General features: G+C 55.4%; 25 protein-coding genes and 1 riboswitch. Of the genes, 9 read left to right on the forward strand and 16 right to left on the reverse strand.

Translation table 11 applies throughout. From position 1 onward, the window contains the following. Positions 1-110: 110 nt before the first annotated feature. Entirely contained in the window at positions 111-431 is a 321-nt protein-coding gene (locus tag ACR0JE_RS09805) for a helix-turn-helix transcriptional regulator (protein WP_480864025.1), read from the forward strand. Here ACR0JE_RS09805 and ACR0JE_RS09810 read toward each other — a convergent pair. The 4 genes from ACR0JE_RS09810 to ACR0JE_RS09825 all read right to left on the reverse strand — a co-directional run bounded on the left by ACR0JE_RS09810 (position 428) and on the right by ACR0JE_RS09825 (position 2,773). Continuing rightward, positions 428-892 (reverse strand): GFA family protein, encoded by a 465-nt coding sequence (locus ACR0JE_RS09810; protein WP_170535318.1) that lies wholly within the window; start codon positions 890-892, stop codon positions 428-430. The genes ACR0JE_RS09805 and ACR0JE_RS09810 overlap by 4 nt on opposite strands. 36 nt (positions 893-928) lie before the next feature. Beyond that, on the reverse strand, positions 929-1,300 hold the full coding sequence (locus tag ACR0JE_RS09815) for a VOC family protein (RefSeq protein WP_480549688.1): 372 nt from the start codon (positions 1,298-1,300) through the stop codon (positions 929-931). A gap of 71 nt (positions 1,301-1,371) precedes the next feature. Continuing rightward, positions 1,372-1,665 carry a DUF1330 domain-containing protein gene (locus tag ACR0JE_RS09820; protein WP_480544627.1) on the reverse strand — a complete coding sequence of 98 codons (294 nt, stop codon included), beginning with the start codon at positions 1,663-1,665 and terminating at the stop codon, positions 1,372-1,374. A 1-nt stretch (position 1,666) separates the two neighbouring features. Next, positions 1,667-2,773 carry an NmrA family NAD(P)-binding protein gene (locus tag ACR0JE_RS09825; protein WP_480864026.1) on the reverse strand — a complete coding sequence of 369 codons (1,107 nt, stop codon included), beginning with the start codon at positions 2,771-2,773 and terminating at the stop codon, positions 1,667-1,669. Between the two features lie 83 nt (positions 2,774-2,856). Here ACR0JE_RS09825 and ACR0JE_RS09830 point away from each other — a divergent pair, with 83 nt between their 5' ends. Beyond that, positions 2,857-3,525, forward strand: coding sequence for a winged helix-turn-helix transcriptional regulator (locus tag ACR0JE_RS09830; protein ID WP_480864027.1), 669 nt, complete (start codon positions 2,857-2,859; stop codon positions 3,523-3,525). A 25-nt stretch (positions 3,526-3,550) separates the two neighbouring features. Here the strand turns inward: ACR0JE_RS09830 and ACR0JE_RS09835 are convergent, their stop codons facing one another. Continuing rightward, complete coding sequence (locus ACR0JE_RS09835; protein ID WP_480864028.1) at positions 3,551-4,321, reverse strand: helix-turn-helix domain-containing protein; 771 nt, start codon at positions 4,319-4,321, stop codon at positions 3,551-3,553. A gap of 120 nt (positions 4,322-4,441) precedes the next feature. On the opposite strand from ACR0JE_RS09835, the gene ACR0JE_RS09840 reads away from it, so the two are divergent. Continuing rightward, on the forward strand, positions 4,442-4,882 hold the full coding sequence (locus tag ACR0JE_RS09840) for a hypothetical protein (protein ID WP_480864029.1): 441 nt from the start codon (positions 4,442-4,444) through the stop codon (positions 4,880-4,882). A 37-nt stretch (positions 4,883-4,919) separates the two neighbouring features. Here the strand turns inward: ACR0JE_RS09840 and ACR0JE_RS09845 are convergent, their stop codons facing one another. Then, entirely contained in the window at positions 4,920-5,492 is a 573-nt protein-coding gene (locus ACR0JE_RS09845) for a hypothetical protein (protein WP_480864030.1), read from the reverse strand. Positions 5,493-5,779: 287 nt separating this feature from the next. Here ACR0JE_RS09845 and ACR0JE_RS09850 point away from each other — a divergent pair, with 287 nt between their 5' ends. Beyond that, positions 5,780-6,631 carry a MipA/OmpV family protein gene (locus tag ACR0JE_RS09850; protein ID WP_480864031.1) on the forward strand — a complete coding sequence of 284 codons (852 nt, stop codon included), beginning with the start codon at positions 5,780-5,782 and terminating at the stop codon, positions 6,629-6,631. A 68-nt stretch (positions 6,632-6,699) separates the two neighbouring features. Here the strand turns inward: ACR0JE_RS09850 and ACR0JE_RS09855 are convergent, their stop codons facing one another. Both ACR0JE_RS09855 and ACR0JE_RS09860 read right to left on the reverse strand, forming a co-directional pair. Further along, the gene (locus ACR0JE_RS09855) at positions 6,700-7,863 is read right to left on the reverse strand and encodes a helix-turn-helix domain-containing protein (protein WP_480864032.1); all 1,164 of its coding nucleotides are present in this window, start codon (positions 7,861-7,863) and stop codon (positions 6,700-6,702) included. Positions 7,864-8,046: 183 nt separating this feature from the next. Further along, complete coding sequence (locus ACR0JE_RS09860) at positions 8,047-9,174, reverse strand: aminotransferase (protein ID WP_480864033.1); 1,128 nt, start codon at positions 9,172-9,174, stop codon at positions 8,047-8,049. Between the two features lie 221 nt (positions 9,175-9,395). After that, positions 9,396-9,599: riboswitch (cobalamin riboswitch) on the forward strand. A gap of 112 nt (positions 9,600-9,711) precedes the next feature. Between ACR0JE_RS09860 and ACR0JE_RS09865 the strand changes: the two genes are divergently transcribed. Next, a complete protein-coding gene (locus ACR0JE_RS09865) occupies positions 9,712-10,935 on the forward strand; it encodes an aromatic ring-hydroxylating oxygenase subunit alpha (RefSeq protein ID WP_480864034.1) in 1,224 nt (407 codons plus the stop codon). 5 nt (positions 10,936-10,940) lie between these two features. Then, on the forward strand, positions 10,941-12,020 hold the full coding sequence (locus ACR0JE_RS09870) for an FAD-binding oxidoreductase (RefSeq protein WP_480864035.1): 1,080 nt from the start codon (positions 10,941-10,943) through the stop codon (positions 12,018-12,020). Positions 12,021-12,067: 47 nt separating this feature from the next. Here ACR0JE_RS09870 and ACR0JE_RS09875 read toward each other — a convergent pair whose 3' ends face one another. Continuing rightward, entirely contained in the window at positions 12,068-13,537 is a 1,470-nt protein-coding gene (locus tag ACR0JE_RS09875) for a multicopper oxidase domain-containing protein (protein WP_480864036.1), read from the reverse strand. 62 nt (positions 13,538-13,599) lie between these two features. Here ACR0JE_RS09875 and ACR0JE_RS09880 point away from each other — a divergent pair, with 62 nt between their 5' ends. After that, entirely contained in the window at positions 13,600-14,049 is a 450-nt protein-coding gene (locus ACR0JE_RS09880) for a MarR family winged helix-turn-helix transcriptional regulator (protein WP_480864154.1), read from the forward strand. A 30-nt stretch (positions 14,050-14,079) separates the two neighbouring features. Here the strand turns inward: ACR0JE_RS09880 and ACR0JE_RS09885 are convergent, their stop codons facing one another. The 7 genes from ACR0JE_RS09885 to ACR0JE_RS09915 are packed head-to-tail and all read right to left on the reverse strand — an operon-like array spanning position 14,080 to position 21,767. Further along, positions 14,080-15,225: an iron-containing alcohol dehydrogenase gene (locus ACR0JE_RS09885; RefSeq protein WP_480864037.1), complete on the reverse strand. Its 1,146-nt coding sequence runs from the start codon at positions 15,223-15,225 to the stop codon at positions 14,080-14,082. Beyond that, positions 15,222-16,601, reverse strand: a complete 1,380-nt coding sequence (locus ACR0JE_RS09890) for an aldehyde dehydrogenase family protein (protein WP_480864038.1) — start codon at positions 16,599-16,601, stop codon at positions 15,222-15,224. Before ACR0JE_RS09890 ends, ACR0JE_RS09885 begins: the two co-directional genes overlap by 4 nt. 3 nt (positions 16,602-16,604) lie before the next feature. Beyond that, the gene (locus ACR0JE_RS09895) at positions 16,605-17,966 is read right to left on the reverse strand and encodes a glutamine synthetase family protein (RefSeq protein WP_480864039.1); all 1,362 of its coding nucleotides are present in this window, start codon (positions 17,964-17,966) and stop codon (positions 16,605-16,607) included. 57 nt (positions 17,967-18,023) lie between these two features. Further along, the gene (locus ACR0JE_RS09900; protein WP_480864040.1) at positions 18,024-19,055 is read right to left on the reverse strand and encodes a TRAP transporter substrate-binding protein; all 1,032 of its coding nucleotides are present in this window, start codon (positions 19,053-19,055) and stop codon (positions 18,024-18,026) included. Between the two features lie 53 nt (positions 19,056-19,108). Then, positions 19,109-20,434 (reverse strand): TRAP transporter large permease, encoded by a 1,326-nt coding sequence (locus tag ACR0JE_RS09905; protein ID WP_480864041.1) that lies wholly within the window; start codon positions 20,432-20,434, stop codon positions 19,109-19,111. Further along, positions 20,431-21,000: a TRAP transporter small permease subunit gene (locus ACR0JE_RS09910; RefSeq protein ID WP_480864042.1), complete on the reverse strand. Its 570-nt coding sequence runs from the start codon at positions 20,998-21,000 to the stop codon at positions 20,431-20,433. The genes ACR0JE_RS09905 and ACR0JE_RS09910 overlap by 4 nt, the downstream gene beginning before the upstream one ends. After that, positions 20,997-21,767, reverse strand: a complete 771-nt coding sequence (locus ACR0JE_RS09915) for an N-formylglutamate amidohydrolase (protein ID WP_480864043.1) — start codon at positions 21,765-21,767, stop codon at positions 20,997-20,999. The genes ACR0JE_RS09910 and ACR0JE_RS09915 overlap by 4 nt, the downstream gene beginning before the upstream one ends. A 155-nt stretch (positions 21,768-21,922) precedes the next feature. On the opposite strand from ACR0JE_RS09915, the gene ACR0JE_RS09920 reads away from it, so the two are divergent. Next, entirely contained in the window at positions 21,923-22,780 is an 858-nt protein-coding gene (locus ACR0JE_RS09920) for a MurR/RpiR family transcriptional regulator (protein WP_480864155.1), read from the forward strand. 325 nt (positions 22,781-23,105) lie between these two features. Further along, on the forward strand, positions 23,106-23,519 hold the full coding sequence (locus ACR0JE_RS09925) for a CHAP domain-containing protein (RefSeq protein WP_353009934.1): 414 nt from the start codon (positions 23,106-23,108) through the stop codon (positions 23,517-23,519). The last annotated feature ends 55 nt before the right edge of the window (positions 23,520-23,574 follow it).

The following is a 23,574-nucleotide window of genomic DNA, read 5'->3' on the forward strand; positions in this document are numbered from 1 at the left end:
TATGACAGATGCCCAAAGGTATTCCTTTCGGCCATCGCTCTAGCAGCTACCGTACTGTTCTGGCTGTAAATCAATGAGTCTGGAGCCTAAGCGTCGCGCCCGTTGATCCTGTGTCAGAGGTCTTGTCAGCGGCTGACATTCGCAAGGCCATTCGGCAACGAGCGAAGATTTCGCTGACCTATCGTGACAGCAAGAATACTCTGACGGACCGGGTGATCTGGCCGATCCTACTGGGCTATCGAGACGCGGGCCGGATCATTGCAGCTTGGTGCGAGCTTCGTGAGGGGTTTCGATATTTCAGAACCGAACTGATCGTTCAAGGACAGATTCTGCCGGGCAAAATCCCGCGTCGGATGGACCTCTTGCGGGCCGAATGGCGCGCAGCGATGGAGGCTGAGCGCAAGCGGTACACCCTGGGATCACGCAGTTAGCCACCGGGTGCGCACCAGGTCGAGTATGCTGACATCAATGCCTGCAACTCTTCGGGGCTGGTCGGATACCTGTCGTAGCGATGGACAGAGGGAGTGTTGGACCATTCCAACTTGTCTTCGCGCATAACCTCAAGAAAAGGTTCAAACTTGTCTGCCTCGTCCAACACGGATGTGCGCAGGTTGATCCGGTCTGTTTGGCCGACCTCGGAATAGACAAAGCAAAGGCAGGAACGGCAGTAGAAATGCCGTCGCTCAGCCGAGTGTCGCCCGCCTGTTACCAGCGCGCCGGTGCATTCAAAGCTGTCGCGCGGAAACATCGTGGTCAACGAAAATGCGCTGGCGGTGAGTTTCTGGCAGTCGGCGCAATGGCAAGCCACTGTCAGCAGGGGCGGGGCCGTGATGTTTACACGCACTGCGCCGCAAAGACACTGGCCAGTATATGGGGGTTTTGGAATGCCCATATCAAACGGTTCCTTTTTCTAGGGTGAGGGTGCCCGCTAGCGAATGGGAGAGCTGATATCCACGGCTGTTCCGGTGGGGTCGCGCAACATCAGGCGTCGCTGGCCGTAGAACAGATCGGTCGGGGGCTGGATAATCTCGGCCCCGTTTGCAATGGCTTTGCGATACAACTCCTCGACGTCGTCGACGACGAAGGTGAGGATCGCACCAGCGGGCGGCCACGCCAGAATATCTGGAACCGACTCGTGATCTTTGTCAAGAATGCCCAGCTCGAATCCGGGCAGACCATCATCGGACAAAATGATGAACCATCCAAAATCACCGCTGCGTGTCAGGCCAAGCAGATCTTCGTAGAACGCGGCCGTCGCAGCGACATCATGGGTCAGGATGTTGGTAAAAGCTCGTTTCATCAAAAGGACCTTATGCAAATAGTTCAATCTAAATGGATTTGATCCCACCCATTAAAGGGTGGGACCGTGTATCATTCAAAAGCACTATAGGCCGTCATCACCTGACTGGAACTGGTATCTCGCAGGGCTACGATCTTCTTGTACTCGTCCGAGGTATTCCACCGTTCCAAGGTTTCGATGTCAGGGAAGCTAACAACAACGACCATGTCACCCTCGGTATCCGTACCGTTGAGTGTGGCACTCCGCATCCCTTTGAACAGGGCTTTGGCGCCGTATGGGCGGGCGATCTCTTGAGTCTTGGCCATATAGTCCCGAAATCCGGCAGGATCGGTTACTTTGATGGTCGATATCATTAGTGCAGTCATGTCAGGCGACCTCTCTGGAGCTTAGAACATTGGAAACGGCATGGGTGCGGCGCCAGGCGGGGTCGTCCTGACTGAATTTAGGGATTGCGATCGAAACAAAATCACGGTCATTCGCAACCTGGTCCAGATCGGGTGGCTGGGTGAGCAACATTCTGACAAAGCCGCCCATTGCCGCGATTGTACGTGATGTGCTGCGGAGCAAATCCGGGCGTGCAGCGACTGTTCGCTTTGCGATGGTCAAAAAACTCTCAGGCTCTCGTCCACCTAACCGTGCGACAGCGTCCGTTGGCGCGTTCACAGCAAAAGTTCCTCGCCTGTATTCTTCGCAATAAAGAGCGAGCTGCGAGGCCGCGGCTTCGGAGTAATTTGACGGGGGCATCGCTTTGAGCGCTTTCAGCATCATTCGTTCCGAGATATCCATGTACCGCACGCGACGCCCAAGTGCTTCACCAATGTCATTAGCAATCTGGTTTGGAGAGATCAGCTCGGGCCCCGTGGGTCGATAGGTTTGACCACTATGTGTTTCTGGATCCAACAAGGCAGCAACAGCGACACGCGCAATATCCTCGTTCGAGGGTGGGGCGTTTTTTTTGCAGGTCTCTCCGTCGCCCAACGGCATCGCGAGTATCCCGAGATGGGCTGCCAGCCCAACACCCATAAGATAGTTGTCCGCAAACCAGCCCGGATTGATCGTGGTCACGCTCATTTCTGGGCGCATGCCAATCAGTATGTCGCTGATATACACCTCGCGCGTGAACAGAGATGGATGATCAACGCTTGAAAGCCATTGCCCAAGTGTGACCACATGCTCGATCTTGGCTTCAAAGGCTGCCGCAGTGAAGGCAGCATTGAAGTGTAATCCGTTAGGAGCGGTCGGGGCACATTGATAGGCGCGTTGCACACCTTGCATGGCTGTGCGCAAATCGCTCATATCATACTGATTACCAACGAAAACCTCAGCGCCAGCCGCTTTCAGGCGATCTGAACGATGATCTCTGGAACGCACAAAGGCGCGGACGCGGACACCTTTGGTAAGCAATTGAAGGGCTACGGGCAGGCCGGTTTTTCCAGCAGCACTTGTCACCAAAATCCTGGGCAGTGTTGACATTGCATCGACTCCATTCCATTCGATAGTTAAGGGAATAAAGCGAACACTTTAAAAAATAAAGTGACGAAATCGTGAGGAAGGCAATGGCTAAGCCACGCTCGTATAAACTGCTCTGTCCAATCGCACGCGGATTGGATCGCGTAGGTGACAGATGGACGTTGTTGATCTTGCGTGACCTGCATGCCGGTCCAGCGCGATTTACCGACCTGCAAAGCGGGCTCAGCGGGATCGCTGCAAACCTGCTGACCGATCGGCTTGCCAAGCTGGTCGCAGATGGGCTGGTTGTCAGACGCGATGGCCCCCATGGTGCGATGCTGTATGAACTGACAGATTTAGGGCGCCGGACAGGCAACCTGATTTTTGAGCTGGCAATGTTTGGTGCACTGTTTCCCAATACGGGCGAAATTGTCCGACCCGGAAACCTGCGTACAGTCGCGGTAACGCTCAACGCTGCCGCACAACGTGTTCACACTGGGGATTTGAGTGTGGTGGCAAGCCTTGTCGTGGATGGCGAAGCGTTTGAACTGAAGGCCTCAGACGGATCTGCAAGTGTATCTTATGCAGAAGCAACAAACCCTGATGTCGAGCTGCGTACCAACTATGCCTCTTTGCTGGCGCTGTCAGAAGGTGAAATGACCCGGCAATCCTTTCTAACCGACCATTCCGCGATTGAAGTAAACACAACCGGAAAGGACCAGGCTTTGCTAGAGCTTATGAGTTTGATTCTGGGCGTGTTTCAGCAACATGCTTAGTCCGCTAGTAGATCGTACCCCGCAGTCAGCTGACAGAAGCGAATGCATTCAAGGTGCCGCGCGTTTCTTCATCTACTGGAAACATCAGCTCGATATTCAGATCGGCGACCACAATGTCTTCTGCGGTGCGAAACTGGGAAAAGGTGGAAAACAGGCTGAGGCGCAAGCCACCAGCTCGATATATTGTGGGGATCACAGGTGGCAACGGTCCGGTAGGTCGCCAGGCTGCAATGGCCGGATCGGCGGCCAACCGCGCGACGGCTTCGTCCAGTTCGGATACTCCGCCGGCCTGTAAACTCTCGGAACGCAGGCGGACCATCGTATGATGGCCAACCTCTCCCCAGTTTTCGATAATGCTGGGCCCCCAATCCGGGTCGCAAATTGCTTTAAGCAAGCTATCGCCCTCGGACAGTCCAGCAACCTTCAACAACGCTCTTGCCGCTGTATTGAGATGCCGCAATCGCCAAAGCCCGTCCAGAACAATCGCGGGGTAGGGATCGTGTCTGGACAGAAGATGTGTGATTGCATCATTGATGGGTTTCAGCAAGGCGCTGTCGGGGGCTTCCTGCCTATAGAGGGCGGCAAACCCGGCCCCGTACAACAGGCGATTTCGCTCGGGTCTAGGGACATCCAGAACCTCGGACAGGTGCAGAACCATATCGCGGCTGGGTCGGGCGCGACCGGTTTCCAGAAACGAAATATGACGCGCTGAAACATCCGCGAGACCTGCCAGTTGCAGCTGGCTTAGCCCACGGGTGCTGCGCCAGCCTTTCAGCAGCGAACCGAACTGTGCCAAAAACTGTCCTCCTTCACGACTGTGCGCCACCTAAATCACAATCCTTACCTGGCAGGTAATTGCTTACATTACCTGTGCAGACTTAGATCTCAATCATCGATTAAAAAGAAAGGACATGCCATGGACCTGCAAGAGAAGCTTTTGAAGACCGGGGCCGGGTTGGTGATTTTGTTCGGCGGCGTCATCTGGATGGGGGCCCATCCCGCCATGGCTGCGGTGCCAACCTTTTTGGGCGATCTGATCTTTTGGCCGCTCGATGGCGCGCAGAGACTTACGTCCGAGGGGGCAAGACTGCTCAGCGCGATCGGCGGGGGGATCATGGTCGGTTGGGGTATCCTGCTCTGGGCGCTCGCGGGCGAGGGGATGCGCATTGCGCCTGGATTCTCAAAACGGGTCATCCTTCTATCGATCTGGACATGGTTCTGCGTCGACAGCCTGGGGTCTGTGCTGGCGGGCGCGCCGTTCAATCTGATCGGCAACCTGGTGTTCCTGGGGATGTTCACCATTCCGTTTCTGGACCGTTTCGCCTCAAAGGGTGCATCGACAGCAAAAGCCAGCTAAGGGCGTTTCCAGCCGAGGGCCTCATGAACGTTCTGTTTCATGGGCCCAGATGCCGGTGGGTGATGTCGATATCAACGACGCACGGCGCAGAAACCCCAAGTTTTTCTGCCAGCCGGCGCGAAAATGAAACGGTCATGACGGCGGTTTGATTGATCCGTGTGTCACTGGCGACAAGGGTCTTCAGCTCAGTGGTGCTGGTTACTGCACCGAACATAGTACGCTCGGTTTCGACCACTGTGCCGTGCCACTGATTTGGGCCTTGTTTGGTCCAGCGCACATCTGCATCCAGCACGCGGTTAAACTGTTTGAAATCGAACGGGGCCTTAAAGGTCATCGAGTCGTGATACAGGATTTCGGTCTGGGGCCCGCTTTTGATCTCTTGCTGAATCTCAGGTGTGCAGCCGTTGACCTGACGAACGGTTGTTGCGCCTTGCCAGACACCATCTTTGGGCCGGATATCAGCAGCCAAGGCCTTTTGCGCCGAGGCGATGCCAAAAGCCAGCAGCATTGCAAGCAACAGCAGCAGGGCTTTTTTGGTGTCCGTATCCAGAACACGACCGGATTTGCAACGTCTTTGAATGAAAATGCGTTTTCTGTGCTTATGTTGCACGTTTCTACTCCTTTGTTTCATGCCCCTGCGTAATCACGCGGTGGTAGGGAAAAGCTAAGCCGAACAACATGTTTTAAGCGTCTCGACCCATCGGCGAGAACAGTTCGAGGTGTCCTTCTTGACCGGATGGGACGGAATTTAATCGGATGAAGGATAGTTTGGTGCTGCATCTGATCTGGGCGTTTTGCCGATGCGCCCGTGATGGGGTGCATGTCGAAACGCCTTGTCAGTCACACGCCCGACGGTGCCTGACCGTCATCAAAACAGTAAGAAGATTGAGGAAATTCATGACATTGAATTCTCGTAGTTGCGGAAGGTTTGCCGCAATTGGATTTGGCGTTGTGCTGAGCAGCACCCCACTATCCGCCCAGGTTGCCAATACCTTATCGGCTTCGGACAAAGACTGGGCATTTTACATCGGCGCAGGCGGTGGATTGGTCCCCGAATATCAAGGATCGGATGAATACGAACTGGCACCGCTGGTCACCTTTGAAGGCGTCTGGCGAGACAGGTTTGTTATCTCGGATCAGGGGCTGGGCGCCTTTCTTTACGATCAGAATGGGTTTCGTGTGTCTGCGGCTGTTGGCTATGGCGGCGGACGGGACGAAGACGATAGCGACGATCTGAAAGGACTGGGCGATATCGACAATAGTGCCGTGCTGTCGCTGGGTACTCAGTTCGATATAGGGCAAAGCCTGACCGCGACGGCGGATGTCAGAAAGTTCCTGGGTGGCTCGGAAGGCACCGTTGTGTCGCTGGGTCTGCAAACGCAGGTGCCGTTTGGCGTGATCCGTGGTGCGCTGGCCCCCACAGGTCGGCCTTACAGCGACGAAACCAGCCAAAGCGGCGTTGTCCTAATCGGCGGGGTCTCTGTCGATTGGGCGGATGAGGACTACAACCAGAGTTTCTTTGGTGTGACCTCAGCGCAATCTGCTCGTTCAGGTCTGCGCCAATACCGTGCGGAGTCCGGTGTAAATGCGCTGAATGTCGAACTTGGGGTCAGCAAACAGATCGGCAGAAGCTGGGGTGTCACCGGCCTATTGGCCTATTCGCGCCTGTTGGGAGACGCGGCGGACAGCCCGATTGTGAAATCCAAAGGAAACTATGCAGCCGTCGTGTCAGTCGCCTACCAGTTCTAAGACCTGACAAACGATACCTCGTCGACTGGGCCAGCACGGTGATCGTGCTGGTTCAGTTGCTTCCCAGACTAGTTGCGTACGTCAGAAGGCGTTTTCCCAGTCTCGCGCTTAAAAGCCTTGTAAAAGGCTGAGCGTGAATTGAAGCCAACATCATACGCGATGTTCAGAATGGTCTCGTCGGTCGAGGTCAATTGCTCGATTGCGTCATTGATCCGCCATCGGTTGATATAGTCGAAGAACGTACTGTTCAGTTTGGCATTCAACGTTTGCGAAACATAGTGCGATGTGACACCGATATGCTTGGCCAAATCCCACAGGCTAAGGTTCGGTTCGCGATAGAGCAGGTCCTGGCTCATCGCCGTTTCGATTTTCTTCGCAATCCGTGCGGCGCGTTCTTCGTCAAGGGCAGATTTCTTGTACTTGCGCTCGGATGGCTCATCCGGGTCCGGCGGGTCTGAGACAGGTGTTCGGGTCAGGCCGGGACGTTGGCGTAGGCCCCATATGCCAATGACCCAGAATAGAAACAGCAGGGCAAGGCTTTCTAGGAAATCAAGCAGCTCGTCTTGCACCTCGAACCCGACGGCCTCGGACACTGTAAGTATGCTGACAGCAGCCGACAGAAACCAAAATGACATCGCTGCCAAAGTGATCACCCAAACCCAAGTCAGCTCTCGGTTTTCGGTGCTTGCAAACACTTCGCGCAACCGTTTTCGGTAGGTCATCAACATGCGGATGATCAGGATCAGGTAAACGGCCATTATGATCCGAAACAGTACGTCAGCGGTCAAAACCGCCAAGGCGATCAACACAAACCGCAACAACCGGGGATCGTCCTCAGGTAGGTCAACATCGCTCAGATCCGTTGGCAGAAACATCAGCGATGACATGAGCAGCCCGGATATGATGATCGGGGGTAGGTGATACCGCAGCCTAGGCTTGGGCGCTTCATCCGCTTCGCTGGTCAAGGCGCGGACATAAAGCCAGAAAAGAAAGGGGCTTGCGAAATCAAACAGAACGACAAGCACGCTAACGCGCATCACAAGATTGAACTCGTCCTCACTTCCTGACGCGTCGGCGATCAAAGCGCCAAGAGAGGACAGGCCCTGTATAAGAAACAGCGCGGCCAGGGGCATGAACACACCGGTATCACGCTTTCGTAGAAACAGCAGGTTAGCACAAAACAGGCAGAGCCCGATAAAGGCGGTATCAACGAATTGGGTGGCGGATTCCAAAATTACTTACTCTCTGAAAATCGACCACGGATGGTCTTGCGCTGCAGCCTCTTCATGCCCTCTACAGCATGCGATCTGACATCTACCAATTTCATGGGATTTGTCGTCTCTTTTGATCGGACAGGACGTTTGAGACTGCGTTAGACAGGTTTAATCTATATTCTTGCGCGGCCGTTCGGCGCGCTACGACTTGGCGTGGCGTGCCAGAAACTGCGAGAACCGGGCCAGCCCGGCTTTCAAATCTTCGGTTGGGTTGGTGTATCCAAGCCGCAGCCAGCCCTCCACGTCCATTGCGCTGCCCGGCGTCAGCATCACACCTTCTTCTTGCAACAGCGTCACGCATAGATCGCGCGAAGACATTGGTAGTTCGTATTTCAACAAGGCCGTAGTGCCGGATTTTGGCGGCACCCAGCTAAGCAGCGGTTCGTTTACGATCCAATCCTGAACGATCCGCAAGTTTTCGCGAGTGATCCGGTGCGCCCGCGCCAGTATCTTGTCGCGATGTTCCAGCGCCATGGCGGCTAGCATTTCGTCGATCTTGCCAACCGATATCGTGTTGTAGTCCCGGTGGATCATCACGTCATGCAGCATTTCTTTGGGTCCGGCGATCCAGCCAACCCGTAACCCGGCCAGCGAATAGGCCTTGGACATGCCCGCCGTGCTGATCCCTTTTTCGTACAGGTCTGCGACTGCGGCGGTGAAGCCGTCGCCTGTCTGATCTGTTCCGCGATAGACCTCGTCACAAAGCAACCAGGCATCGACACCACGTGCGATTTCGACGATTTGTTCCAGCAATGTGCGATCCATCAGCGCCCCTGTCGGGTTGTTGGGATTGTTGATCGCAATCAGGCGCGTATCGGATCGCACCATCGCCCGCAACTCGTCCAGATCGGGCAAAAAGGCGTTTTCAGGCCGTAAGTGCAGCAGTTCGATTTCGGCACCGATGCTTTCGGGGATGGAATAGTGTTGCTGATAGGTCGGGATTACAGAGATCACGTGATCACCACGCGAAACCAGCGTCTGATGCACCAGAGAGTTCGCGCCGATGGTCCCGTGCGTTGTTAGGATGTTATCCCGGCCCTGACTGTCATAAAGGCCACAGATCGCATCGCGCAGGCGTTCTGACCCTTCAATTGCGCCATAGGTCATCTTCATGGATGACAGATCGTTCAGAATGCTATTGTGCTGGCCCGCCATGTCGAACAGTTCGCCCAGCGTGATGGACTGAACGCAGGTCTCAGCCAGATTGAGCTCGCAGGTCGTCTCGAACTCATTCATCCACATCTCAACACCAAAGGGTCTGATTTCCATTGGGGCTCTCCTACTTTCAGCATTTGGGGCGATGGCACGTAACGGACGCACGGTTATGAAGATGTCTTATACCGCCAAACCAGCCAAGCGGAAGATTGCGGGTTTGTGCCTGAAATGTATCCAGGGGTTTTACTGCACAAACCCGGATCCGACCCGAACATCGAGATGTCTGTTTTGAAACTGAAAATGTCGCAAGTCTCTCAGCATAAGAACCGCGCGACTCTATCCTGTGCATGTGAGGTGCCGTTGTTTGAGTCTCAGACAGCGGAGAATTGGGAAGCCGGTGAAATTCCGGCACTGCCCCCGCAACGGTAAGGAAGGTCAGGTTCGGCAATCAACCACTGGGACGAGGATCCCGGGAAGGTGTCGCAACCGGGCGCAAGCCCCTTTCAAGTCCGGAAACCAGCCTTGCAGATATGTCAAACCGCGGGTGGCGGTGGGGGCACATGTTTCGGACGTGATCCTCGCGCGCCTCCGGACGGTTCCTCCTTGTCATCTGCCCAAGCAATGCCGCGGGGCGCGGCAGGAGAGCCAGAAATGAACAGCATTCAAAGCCTGTTGGCACGTCGCATCCCTGGTCACGCGCTCGAGCAGGCCTTTTATACAGACCCTCAGGTTTTTCAGGCCGATCTTGAAGCCATCCACTACCGCGACTGGCTGTTTGCCATTCCGGCTTGTGAACTGGTGAAAGCAGGGGATTACGTAACCTATACCGTTGGTGCCTATCGCATTATCATTGTGCGTGGTGCTGACAACCAAATCAGGGCGTTTCACAATACTTGCCGCCACCGTGGCTCGATCATTTGCAAGGCTGCAAAAGGCAATGCGCCTAAGCTGGTTTGCCCCTATCACCAATGGACCTACGAGCTTGATGGTTCATTGCTGTGGGCGCGCGATATGGGGCCGGATTTCGATCCGAAACAGCATGGGTTGAAGACCGTCCATTGCCGTGAGCTTGCCGGGTTGGTTTACATCTGTCTTGCGGACAACGCCCCAGATTTCGACATGTTCGCCAGTACCGCGCGCCCTTATCTGGAGCCGCATGATCTGGGCAACGCCAAAGTGGCTTTTGAAAGTTCGATTGTTGAGAAAGGCAACTGGAAGCTGGTTTGGGAAAATAACCGCGAGTGTTACCACTGCGGTGGCAACCATCCCGCGCTATGCCGCACATTCCCTGATGATCCTGCAGTCACAGGGATCGAAGGGGGTGAGACGCCGCTGCATATGCAAGCGCATTTTGACAGGTGCGAAGCCGCCGGGATGCCCTCGCAATTCTACCTGCATGATGACGGACAATTCCGTATGGCTCGGATGCCTCTGAAAGAAGGAGCGCAAAGCTATACGATGGATGGAAAATCCGCCGTGCGGCGCTGGCTTGGCCGATCGCCTTTTGCGGATGCAGGTGCGTTGTTGAAATTTCACTATCCAACTACCTGGAACCACTTTCTGGCTGATCATTCCATCGTGTTCCGCGTAACACCAATCAGCCCGACTGAAACCGAGGTCACAACCAAATGGCTGGTTCACAAGGATGCCGTTGAAGGGGTCGATTACGATCTGAAACGTCTGACCGAGGTCTGGATTGCCACCAATGACGAAGACCGTCAGGTGGTCGAGGATAATCAGCTGGGTATCAACAGCCCGGCCTATCTGCCTGGCCCGTATTCGCCGACGCAGGAATCCGGTGTGCTGCAATTCGTGGATTGGTATTGCAACACGTTGGCCGGTCGGTTGGCCCCCGAAACAATGGCGGCGGAGTAACGGTGATGAAAGATCTCAACGCGGTTGTGAATATCTGGCAGGACAGCGAAACACTGGAATGCGTCTCGGTCGTGCCCGAGATGGCAAATACGGCCAGTTTCACCTTTCGCGCTCCGTCTGGGTCGATGTTTGCGTACCATCCAGGGCAGTTTCTGACTTTGGAAATCCCGGCTCCTGGACAGCCGGGTGGGGTTGTGCATCGCACCTATACGATTTCTTCTTCTCCCTCGCGGCCACGGTCGATCACCATCACTGCCAAGGCCCAGCCCGACAGTATTGGAACGCGCTGGATGCTGGACAACCTGCAACCCGGCATGCGGATCAAAGCCATCGGACCAGCCGGGCTGTTTTCGAATGTTGAAAGCACGGCTGGCAAATATCTATTCATCTCTGCTGGGTCCGGGATCACCCCGATGATGTCGATGACCACCTGCATGTGGGACGAGGGGCGTGATCTGGATATTGTCTTTATCAACTGCGCAAAGCGACCGTCCGAGATCATCTTTCGCCAGCGGCTGGAACACATGGCCAGCCGAACCCCTGGCCTAGATCTGAAATTCGTTGTTGAAGAGCCCGACCGCTATCGCCCTTGGACGGGGTATCAGGGGCAGTTCAACCAGTTGATGCTGGGCCTGATGGCGCCTGACTATTTGGAGCGTGAAGTCTATTGCTGCGGCCCGGAACCTTTCATGCAGGCGGTACGCGATGCTCTGGTCGGGCTGGGCTATGATATGGACAACTATCATCAGGAAAGCTTTGGTGCCCCGGTTGAAACCGAGGCCGATCAGCCAGAGCTGGATGATGTTATCCCAGATGATGACAGCAAGGCTGAGATTGTGTTTGCAAGCTCCGGCGTGACTGCCAAAGTTGCCGAAACCGACACGGTTCTGGTCGCTGCACGGTCGGTTGGGTTGAACATCCCCTCGGGCTGTACGTTCGGCGTTTGCGGGACCTGCAAGGTTAGAAAAACAGCAGGTGAGGTGCATATGGTCCACAATGGCGGGATATCCGAAGACGATATCGAAGCCGGTTACATTCTTGCCTGTTGTTCCAATCCGATCGGTAGGGTTGAGGTGGAGGTTTAGTCTCAAAACCGCCCCGGAATGCGCCCGGGGCGGTTGGTTTGATCTTACTATGACACGGTGAACTGCCCCATCATGCCGCAATCTTCATGTTCCAGGATGTGGCAGTGATACATATAGGGCGCGTCAGAAGGCGCATCATGGTCGAACCGCACCAGAACTTCGGACCAGCCATCCTCGACATGGACCATATCTTTCCAGCCTTGCGCATAGGCGGGGGCGGGGCCTCCGTTTTGTGAGAGAATGCGGAAGGAACAACCATGGATGTGAAAGGGGTGCAGTTGATCATCAACTGAGATACGCCAGATTTCGGTATCGCCTTTTCTGACCGTCTCATCAATCCGGTCCATTTTCATTGGTAGCCCGTTTATGGCCATCGCTCCGGCATCGCCGCAGAAATTGTCCCAAGCCAGCGCAAGTGCGGCAAGATCGGCCCCGACATTCATGTTCAACTCAAAAGATCGCGTGACTGTCGCCTCAGAGGGTTGGGCAGGGGAGAGATTGGCAAGTCTGGTCGGCATTGACCCGGTGAAACCGGTCTTTGCGGTTCTCGCCAACCGCAAAGCAGTCACTGTTTGGCTCCCTCCAAAAAGGTTGGCAAAGAACCCACCACCGTTCCCGTTCAGATTGACATTCAAGGCGTTCGCCTCAAGCGCGCTCATATCCACGAGCACCTCATACCTTTCACCAGGCGACATCAGGATGCTCTCCGCCTCGACTGGTGCGGGCAGAAACCCTCCGTCCGATGCGATCACCGTGATTGGCCCGGTTTCCATCGACAATCCAAGGAAACGCGCGTTACAGGCATTCAGAATGCGAAGCCGTACAAGGCCGGTCGGAACCGCTTGCGCAACGGGTGCGACGGCGCCGTTGACGATAAGGGTTTCGCCTTCAAAGCCATCCTCAAAAACGGCAGCAGATACCTTGTAGCTCATGCGCCCTTCTGCATCGAACATCTTATCCTGCAGGATCAGCGTGAAGTCATCGACGCCATAGGTCTGTGGCAAATCGGCTGAAAGGCTGTCGTCATCTTCGACCAACAGGACACCGGCAAGCCCTTGATAAGTCTGGCGTGCGGTTTTGCCATGCATATGCGAATGAAACCAGTTCATCGAAGCGTGCTGAACAATCGGCACATCCGGCGACCAGACGCTGCCATGTGTGATCTCTTGATGCGGCCCGCCATCCACTTCTCCCGGAATATGCAGCCCGTGCCAATGAAGGGTCGAGGTGTCACCTATGTTGTTAACTACGTCAAAGGGCAGGGTTTGGCCTTGTCTAACCTTAAGAACCGGACCGAGGTAGCTGTTATTTATCCCGAAAGTCGCGCTTTGCGCGCCAGTGCCAAAGTCGTGCGTCGATGGGTTCAGCGTCAGCGAAATGCGTTCTTCGATCCCGTTTGTTAGGTCCGTCATTGGAATTAGCGGCAGGGCGCGCGGGGCAGATTGGGCCCAGGCCATGCCACCGCCTGCAGCCAAGGCAGTTGCCCCAGACGTTTTCAGAAATGTTCTGCGATCCATTGAAGTCACCAATAAATATCAACTAAGATTGATGAAATAGGTATGAAGGCAAATTGTCAACCGTGATTGATAAACGCGACAATGACTTTCTGGGTCAGAATATCAAAGGCATGATGATGACTTTGATCGCCCATTGGAACGCGCGTATGGATGATGCGCGGGCACAGACAGAGTTTGCCGCGATACGGCCCGCAGATATGCAGGTCTTTGCCCAGCTGCGCGGGCGCACGGTTAAACTCTCTGTCATTCATCGAGAGATGGGGTTTTCCCGTCAGGCCGCGCAGCAGGCGGTTGACCGATTGGTCGCACAGGGCATGGTTAGGGTTGATGCGGGGCCCGACAGTAAGCGCGATAAGGTGGTGACAATAACAGAAAAAGGTCACCGCTGGCGCAAATGCGCCGCAGATCAGATCAGAGGGATTGAGGCGGAAATCGCCGAGACCTTGGGGGACGATAGCAAAGAGCATTTGCGCACTTTGCTAAAGGAGCTTGTTGCAACCACCCAAGCTTAGGGGCGGCCATTCCGGGCAATAGCTAGCGCCTTATCTGGTCGCTTCGAACAAGCCTCGGATATTTTGTGCCGTGAGCGGGACTGGATTGCCGCCTACGCTTGGGTCGCGCAAAGCGGCCTCGGTCAGCGCATCGAAATCCGGGTCTTTGACACCCAGTTCGGTCAGCGTAAGCGGAATGTTGAATGACGCATTGAAGTCGTCGACAAAAGCACAGAACCCGTCAAACCCGCCGTCAATCCCCAGATAGGCGGCCGCCTGATCAAACCTCGTGCGGATGGCGTCGGCGTTGAACTTCAAAACAGCGGGCATAAACACGGCATTGGTCGTGCCGTGGTGAGTATGATGAACTGCGCCAACGGGATGGCTGAGCGCGTGGATCGCTCCCAAGCCTTTCTGAAACGCCGTCGCGCCCATAGCCGCCGCGCTCATCATCTGGCCGCGTGCTTCCAGATCGCTACCGTCTGCATAGGCACGGGGCAGATACTCTTTGACCAGACGCATCCCCTCCAGCGCGATGCCTTGGCTCATGGGATGATAGTGCGGGCTGGAATAGGCCTCGACACAATGGGCGAAGGCATCCAGCCCCGTCCCGGCGGTGATGAATTTTGGCATGCCAACGGTCAATTCCGGGTCCATGATGACCTGAGCAGGCAGCATCTTGGGGTGGAAGATGATCTTCTTTTCATGGCTTTCTGAATTGGTGATCACGCTGGCACGCCCAACCTCTGATCCGGTTCCTGCCGTGGTGGGCACAGCCACAACGGGCGCGATCGCATCTGCATCCGCGCGAGTCCACCAATCGCCGATATCTTCGAAATCCCAGATGGGTCGTGTCTGACCTGCCATGAAGGCAACGGTTTTGGCCAGATCAAGGCCGGATCCACCGCCAAAAGCGATCACCCCGTCATAGCCGCCCGCATTATAGGCTGCCACACCGGCTTCGGCATTTAGATCCGTGGGGTTGGCGTCAACTTCGGCGAAAAGCCCAGTGCCCAAACCGGCGCTTTCCATCAGCGTCAGGGTTCGCTTGGTGATCTCATTCTCGGCCAGGCCCCGATCTGTGATCAGCAGGGGTTTCATAATGCCAGCCGCCGCGCAGGCCTCGCCAATCTCGGCGATGCGGCCAGCACCAAAGCGGATGGGGTTGGGATAGCTCCAATTGGCAGTTAGGGTCATGATTTCAGCTTCTTCAGATGGTAGGATTTTGGGCGGGTGACAGCGTGAAAGCCGAGAGCTGACAGGCCGGCACCGCGCCCGGTGTCTTTGCATCCGGTCCAGCACAAAGCAGGGTCCAGATAATCGCAACGGTTCATGAACACGGTGCCGGTTTCCAATTGGCGACCAATCGCCTCTGCTGCGTCGGCATCGCGGGTCCAGAGCGAGCAAGTCAGGCCAAACTGGCTGTCATTCATCAACTCAATGGCTTCAGCGTCATTTCGCACGGGCATGATGCCTACTGCAGGTCCAAAGGTTTCATCCCGCATGATCCGCATGTCGTGGGTCACCTCTGTGAGGATTTGCGGGGTCAGATAGGCGCCGCCATCATCAGCGGGCATGGTTGGGATGTGGGCCGTTGCACCTGCTGCAATCGCCTCATCAATTTGGGCGCGCGCCTCCTGGGCGAACCGTATGTTGGCCATTGGGCCCAGTGTGGTTTCCGGGTTGCACGGATCGCCCAGCACATAGGTTTTCACCAACGCAACCGCCTTTTCGACGAAAGCATCAAACAGGCTGTGATGCACGTAAATCCGCTCAATCCCACAACAGCACTGGCCCGAGTTGAACATCGCCCCGTCGATCAGCGTCTCAACCGCTGCATCGAGGTCCGCATCGGCACGCACATATCCGGGGTCCTTACCGCCGAGTTCAGTTGCAACTGCCGTGAACGTTCCCGCAGCGGCGCGTTCCATCGCGCGACCCCCGCCGACTGAACCGGTGAAGTTGACCAATCCAAAATGGCCCTCAGTAATCAGCGTCGAGGTTGTGTCATGATCTAAAACCACATTCGTGAACACGCGTTCGGGCAGACCAGCGGCCGCGAAGGCCTCGGCCAGATGTTCCCCAACCAGAATGGTTTGCGACGCGTGTTTCAGAACCACGGCATTGCCCGCGATCAGAGCGGGTGCAATCGTGTTGATTGCGGTCATGTAGGGATAGTTCCAAGGGGCCACGACGAAGACAACACCCTGCGGTTCCCGCTCGATCTTGCGCAGGAACTCATCCGAGTCTTCGATCACAACTGGGGCCAGCGCATCTGTGGCAATCGACGCCATGTAATAGGCGCGTTCTTCGAACCCGCCGAACTCACCACCATAGCGTACCGGGCGGCCCATTTGATGCGCAAGCTCAGTCACCATGCGATCGGTGGTTTCACCGATGTAAGCAACGGCTTTGTTCACAAAGGCGATGCGATCCTGCAAAGGCAACGCGGCCCAATCCCGCTGCGCCGCCTTCGCGCGCGCAATGGCATCCCGTGCGGCGTCTGCGGATAAGCATTCCCGTTCAGCATAGACCGAGCCGTCGATGGGAGAAGTACAAGTGATCTTGCTCATCTGTCAGGCCTTCTCAAAACCACGGGCGATTTCCCAGTCGGTGACAATACGGTCAAATTCTTCCTGCTCCCATTCGGCCGCGCGGGTGTAGTGATCGATCACATCATCCCCCATTGACGCGCGTAGCATGGATGAGTTGCGCAGAGTTTCGGTGGCTGCTCGCAAGGTGCGTGGAATTTCCGGAACGCTGTCATCCTCGTACATGTCACCTGTCGCGGCATCGGCTAGGGTCAGCTTGTCCTCGACCCCTTTCAGCCCGGCGGCCAGCAATGCGGCTTGGGTCAGATAGGGGTTAATGTCCGATCCTGGGATGCGACATTCAACCCGAACGGCCTTGGTATCTGCCCCACAGAGCCGGAAACCGGCAGTGCGATTGTCCACGGACCACGCAGTTTTGGTTGGCGCAAAGGTACCCTTTGCGAAGCGCTTGTATGAATTGATGTAAGGCGCGAAGAAATAGGTACAGTCTGGCGCATAGGCGATCAGCCCGGCCATGAAATGCCGCATCAGGTCTGACATCCCATGAGCACTATCGCCTTGGAACGCATTGGCTGAGCCCTTCCAAAACGACATATGCACATGCGAGGCACTGCCGACTCGATCTTGATGCCATTTGGGTAGGAAACTGGCAGAATGACCCTGTTGCCAGGCGATCTCTTTCGTGGCGTGTTTCGCAATCGTGTGGTGATCAGCGCAGAGCAGCGCCTCAGCATATTTGATGTTCAGCTCTTCCTGACCAACTTCGGCCTCACCTTTGGAATTCTCAATGGGAATTCCGGCGGCATACAAGTGATTGCGAAGGGGGCGCATCACATGTTCTTCCTTGGTGGTCTGAAGGATATGGTAGTCTTCGTTATACGGCCCCAGAGTGGTCAGGTCGCGGTAGCCTTCGGCGCGCATCTCATCAAGCGGTTTTTTGAAGATAAAAAACTCCAGCTCGGTGGCCATTTTGGGGGTCAGGCCCATACTTTCCGCGCGGGCGATTTGTTGTTTCAAAACCTGTCGGGGTGCGTGTGACACCGGTGCGTGGCTGTGGTGATCCAGAATATCACACAGAACCATTGCCGTTCCCTCCAGCCACGGCACAGGCCGCAGTGTCGACAGGTCCGGCTTCATCACATAGTCGCCATACCCCTGGCTCCAACTGGTCGAGGCGTAGCCATCCGGTGTCGCCATCTCAAGATCAGTGGCCAGAAGGTAGTTGCAGCAATGTGTTTCCTCATGGCCGCTTTCAAGGAAGTTCGACACATGGAACCGTTTGCCCATAAGCCGGCCTTGCATGTCGACAAAGCACACCAGAACAGTGTCAATCGCGCCAGAAGCGGCCTGTTCTTTCAGTGCATCAAAGGTGAGCGGAGAGGTCATTTGGCAATCCTTGAATAGGGCAGGCAGCGCCCCGAACCTGTCGGGGCGCCGGTTGGTTTAGCCGTAGCGATAGGGGCGTCCGGCTTTTTGCATATCCGCGTTATACTTGCGGAAAATGTCAACGATCTTGGCCTTGGTCGGGCTTTCTGCGGCAATCTCATCCCAGAACTCGACGGCTGCGTTTTCGACCTGCGCCCATTCCTCATCAGGGATCGAGGTCAGCTCCATCTTGGTGCCGTTGACCCGCAGGTTGGCTTCGCCCCCCCAATACCACCACTGACGGTAATAGTGGCTTTGCTCCATGCAGACCGCAAGCAGGGCTTGCAGGTCTTCGGGCAACTCGTTCCAGCGATCCATATTGGCGAAGAAGTGCCCGATCCACGCGCCCGAGATATTGTTGGTCAGGAAGTAGTTGGTCACATCAGCCCAACCCACAGTGTAGTCCTCGGTAATGCCGGACCATGCGATGCCGTCAAGTTCGCCGGTTTGCACTGCGACTTCGATATCTTCCCATGGCAAGGTCACGGGTACCACGCCAAACTGGCTAAGGAACCGGCCCGCGGTTGGGAAGGTAAAGACCCGCTTGCCCTTGAGATCTTCGAGCGAGCGGATCGGGTCTTTTGTGGCAAAGTGGCACGGATCCCAAGCCCCAGCCGAGATATGTTTGACCCCGACTTTGGAATATTCCTCGTCCCAGATCTCTTTCAAGCCATATTGGTTGAACAGAACCGGCACATCCAGTGAATAGCGCGAGCCAAACGGGAAATAGCCGCCAAACACGGTCACTTCGGTGGGTGACGCCATCGAGTCATCATCGGACTGCACAGCATCGATTGTTCCGCGCTGCATCGCCTGGAACAGCTCACCTGTAGGGACCAGCTGATCTGCAAAGAACAGCTCGATCTGCATGCGGTCGCCTGCGATTTTGTTAAAGGTCTCGATTGCCGGAACCACCACCTCGGCCGCCAGTGCAGCGCCCGCATAGGTCTGCATCCGCCATGTGATCGTCGATTGCGCCAGAGCCGGAGCAGCCAGCGCGGCAGGTGCGGCAACGGCGGCACCTTTGATAAACTTGCGTCTTGTGGTCATGTGAACCTCCTTGTTCAGTTGCACTCGATCTTGCAGTGCGCTCTTGTCGGCGCTTAATTTCCGTAAACTGTTTGTGGCAGCCAAAGGGCGATCTGGGGGAAGATCATGATGATCGTCAGCGCCCCCACCATCACCGCCACAAAAGGTATGATGGATCGATAGATATCATTCAGCGTGATGCCCGGGGGCGACATCGCCCGCATCAGGAACAGGTTATAGCCAAAGGGCGGTGTCATATAGGCGATCTGCGTGGTGATCGTATACAGCACGCCGTACCATATCAGATCGAACCCAAGCGCACCCACCAGCGGGATATACAGTGGCGCTACGATCACCAACATCGCTGTGTCGTCCAGAAACGTGCCCATCAGAACAAAGCTGAGCTGCATCAGGATCAGGATCATCCACGGGGACAAGCCCAGTCGTTCGGTAAACAGGCTTTCGATGGCCTTGACTGCGCCCAACCCGTCGAACACGGCCCCGAAGGCCAGGGCGGCAAGGATGATCCACATGAACATGCAGGTGATCCCAAGCGTGCTACGCACCGAGGTTTCAAACACCGTCCAGTTCATACGCCCTTTCAGAACCGCAGCGACAAAGGCAGTGATTGCCCCAATGGCAGAGCTTTCGACCAGAGAAGTCCAGCCATTCACAAAGGGGATCATCATGGCGAAGAAAATCCCGAACGGTAGAAGACCGGATAGCAACAAGCGATACTTCTCGGCCCGCGGCATCGCACGCTCTTCTTCCGATAGGACCGGTCCAAGATCAGGGTTCATGCGGCACCGCACGGCGATGTAGATCACAAACATTGCGGCCATCATCAGGCCGGGGATCACACCTGCCAGCCAAAGCTGGCCAACCGGCTGCCGTGCGATCATCGCATAAAGGACCAAAACGACCGAAGGCGGTACCAGAATCCCGAGGCTCGAACCAGCCTGAACAACGCCCGTGACCATACGTTTGTCATACCCGCGACGCAAAAGCTCGGGCAGGGCGATGGTGGCTCCGATGGCCATGCCCGCAACCGACAGCCCGTTCATCGCCGAAATCAAAACCATCAGCCCGATGGTTCCGATGGCCAGACCACCGCGCAGACCGCCCATCCAGACATGGAACATCCGATACAGATCGTCGGCGATGCGGCTTTCCGACAGGATATAGCCCATGAACACAAACATCGGCACGGTCAAAAGCGGGTACCAGCGCATCAGTTTGATGGATTGAGAAAAGGCGATATCGAACCCGCCGCGATCTCCCCACAGCATCAGCGCGGCAATCACCGCGACAAACCCAATGGCGCCAAAGACACGCTGACCGCTGAACAGCAGCACCATCATCGAGGCAAACATCATCAGGGCAATGAACTCGTAACTCATGCTGTTTCGTCGCCCTTAAGTCGCAAGATATCCTTGGCCAGTTCCGACAGGGCCTGCAGCAGCATCAGGATGATCCCGACACACATCACTGCCTTGATGGGCCAAAGATACGGGCGCCAGATCGTGCGGCTGCGCTCAAGCGTGCCCACCTCTTCTGATCCCGTCACAAGGCCTGCAAAAAAGGACAGGGGCTCAGTGCCCCAGTAGCCCAGAGAATACGCGGTTGAGCTGATCCCGCCCCACAGCAGAACCAGCAGATACGCGATCAGGCAAAGTACCATGATCGCATCTGTCGCGGCCTTTCGGCGAAGCGACCAGTTGTCATAAAACAAATCCATCCGCACATGGCTGCCCATCTGTATGGCGTAAGGCCCGCCCAGAAAGAAATAGGCAATCATGGCGAATTGAGCGACTTCGAGGGTCCAGAGTGATGGCTGGTCAGAAAACTTGCTTATGGTCGACCACAACAGGACGACCATCATCGCAAAGATGCCAAACATGATCACCCGACCAATACCGTAGTTTAGCCGGTCGATCACTGCGATGTATGTTTTTAGAAGCTTCATCGAATGGCGTCCTCGACTGAGGATTCCGAGCAGATTTTCATCGCTTCGCGTAGCCAATCCGCCAACACATTACCCATCTGTTCGCATTGTTCGGGTGTTGCAATCAGATCATTTCTGATTTCGATCATCACGTTCAGCAGACCCCGGGGCAAAGCATGGTGCCGCAGCGTATGTGTGACGCCATCCGCCGGTCCGTAGGGCGCATTGCGCTGAACATCGTACCCTGCTGCAACATCGAGCATCGCATCTGCCAATCGGCTGTCGGCATCGTGCAAGATTCCAATTTCAACCGATCGGTTCTGGCCCCTGTAGACGGGTGTGAAACTGTGGATGGTCACAATCGCTGTGCGATGATCACGGGCATTCAAGGTTCTGGTCAACAGCGACTCAAACGGGCGGTAGAATTGCGCGGTACGCGCATGTCTTTGCGCGTTGGTTAGCCTTGCGTTGCCGGGCACCTGCGTATCTTCGCTGCGTTCAGGCATAGCGCTTGCGGCCTCGGGTGGTCGATTACAATCGTAAATCAGCCGCGAGACAGTGCTGTAAACCAAAGACGCGTCCAGACGCTGTGATATTGATCGTGCGCTCTGCAAGGCACCGGGGTCCCAGGCGATGTGGCTTTGCAACGCGTCTTCATCCAGCCCGAGTGAATTAAACTCGGATGGCATATGAGCGCTGGCATGTTCACACACCAATAGGACAGATGACGACCCTTCGGGATTTTCAACCCGCGGTGCAAACTCTGCATCTGTCGTGCAATGTTCCAATTAGAATCCCCCGTTCAGTGTAAAGTTTTCTTCAACAGCATTTCACCTGTCAACAAATTTATGTAAATATTCGTACAGAGCGGTATTGCGTGGTAATATTTTGACTATCTCAGATGCGGAAGATACCATCAGTGCAAGAAACAGTCTGGGTGACCATGCAGACCATCGCTGAACGATTGCAGGATAAAACCGGTGACCTGACCCGGTCGGAGCTTCAACTGAGGGATGTCATCCTCAGAAACTATCCAGCGTCCGGGCTTGGGACCATCACCTCATTGGCGGAGGAGGCCAAGGTTTCCACCCCCACAGTGGCGCGCCTGGTTCAGAAGCTTGGTTTCGCAGGCTTTCCCGAGTTTCAGCGCGGGTTGCGGGATGAGCTGAACGAAAAGATTTCCAGCCCACTTACCAAACGCGAAAAGTGGGTTGATGACGCGCCTGACGCGCATTTGCTGAACCGATTTACCAAGGCCATCATCGACAATATCGGCCAATCCATGGCCAAGATTGACCCCGCTGCATTTGACACCGCTTGTGATATGCTGAGCGACACAAAGCGCAAGGTCTTTATCGTAGGTGGTCGGATCACGCGCACCTTGGCGGACTACTTCTTTCTGCATTTTCAGGTCATCCGGCCCGATGTGACTCTGATTGCGTCAAACTCAAATGCCTGGCCGCACTACGCGCTGGACTTTAATGAAAATGATGTGGTCGTCATCTTTGATGTGCGGCGATACGAAAACAGCACGCTGAAACTGGCCGAGCTGGCCCGTGAGCGGGGGGCACAGATTATCCTGTTCACGGACCAATGGATGTCACCAATTTCGGACTTGGCACATGTTGCGTTTAGCAATCAGATTGCAGCGCCGTCAGCCTGGGATAGCAACCTGACAACCATGTTGATATCCGAGATCGTGATCGCCGAAGTGCAGGAGCGTAACTGGGACACCACCCGCGCCCGTATGGAAGAGCTCGAGGAAATGTTCGATCGAACAAAGTTCTTCCGTAAGTTTTGAAGGCCAGAGCATTGTGTTGGGCCACTTACAGGCCACATCACGCGTATCAAACGGGCTTTATGTGCGTCTTTTGTGCAAGCCATTGGCAGATTTTCGCCAGAGGGTTTGCAGAGCTCTTTTCTTTACAGCTCGGATCGCCCAGAAATCTTAAGGGATTCTAAACAGGTGATGAAGTTTCGTGCAGGAAAGCGCCCGGAAAATGAATGCGATCTGGCAGTATATTTCCGTTCCCACTCGGGCAATTGCAGCGCTCGGGCTTGTTGTCCTGGTCTCAGCCTGTTCTCAAAACTCACCTTATAGCGGTCTCAATCCTGAACGTCAGTTCATGGCACTCCAAGAAGTCGAACGAAAACAGGCTCTGGGGCACAGAGTTTGGTGCGTTCCCTATGCACGAAACCTGAGTGGTATCCAGATTCGCGGCAACGCCAAGGACTGGTGGGGTAAGGCGCACAAGACTTACGATCGGGGTGCAGACCCGACTGTGGGCGCGGTGATGTCATTTCGGGCGACGCGCGGAATGTCTTTGGGCCATGTCGCGGTTGTGTCAGAGATCGTTGATGATCGGCAAGTTGTCATAAATCACGCCAATTGGCACCGCAACAAAGTGTCGTTGAAAATGGGTGTGCGGGACGTGTCAAAGAATAACGACTGGACATTGGTTCGGGTCGAAAGCCAGCCCGGTCGCTACGGCAAACCATATCCGGTGAACGGATTCATATATCCGAAAGCTGACGAGTAATTTAGCCTACACTAGTTTTGAAACTGCAGGCAGCCTGCAATGTATTTGCCCTGGG

The organism is Ruegeria sp. H3 (genome assembly GCF_056533095.1).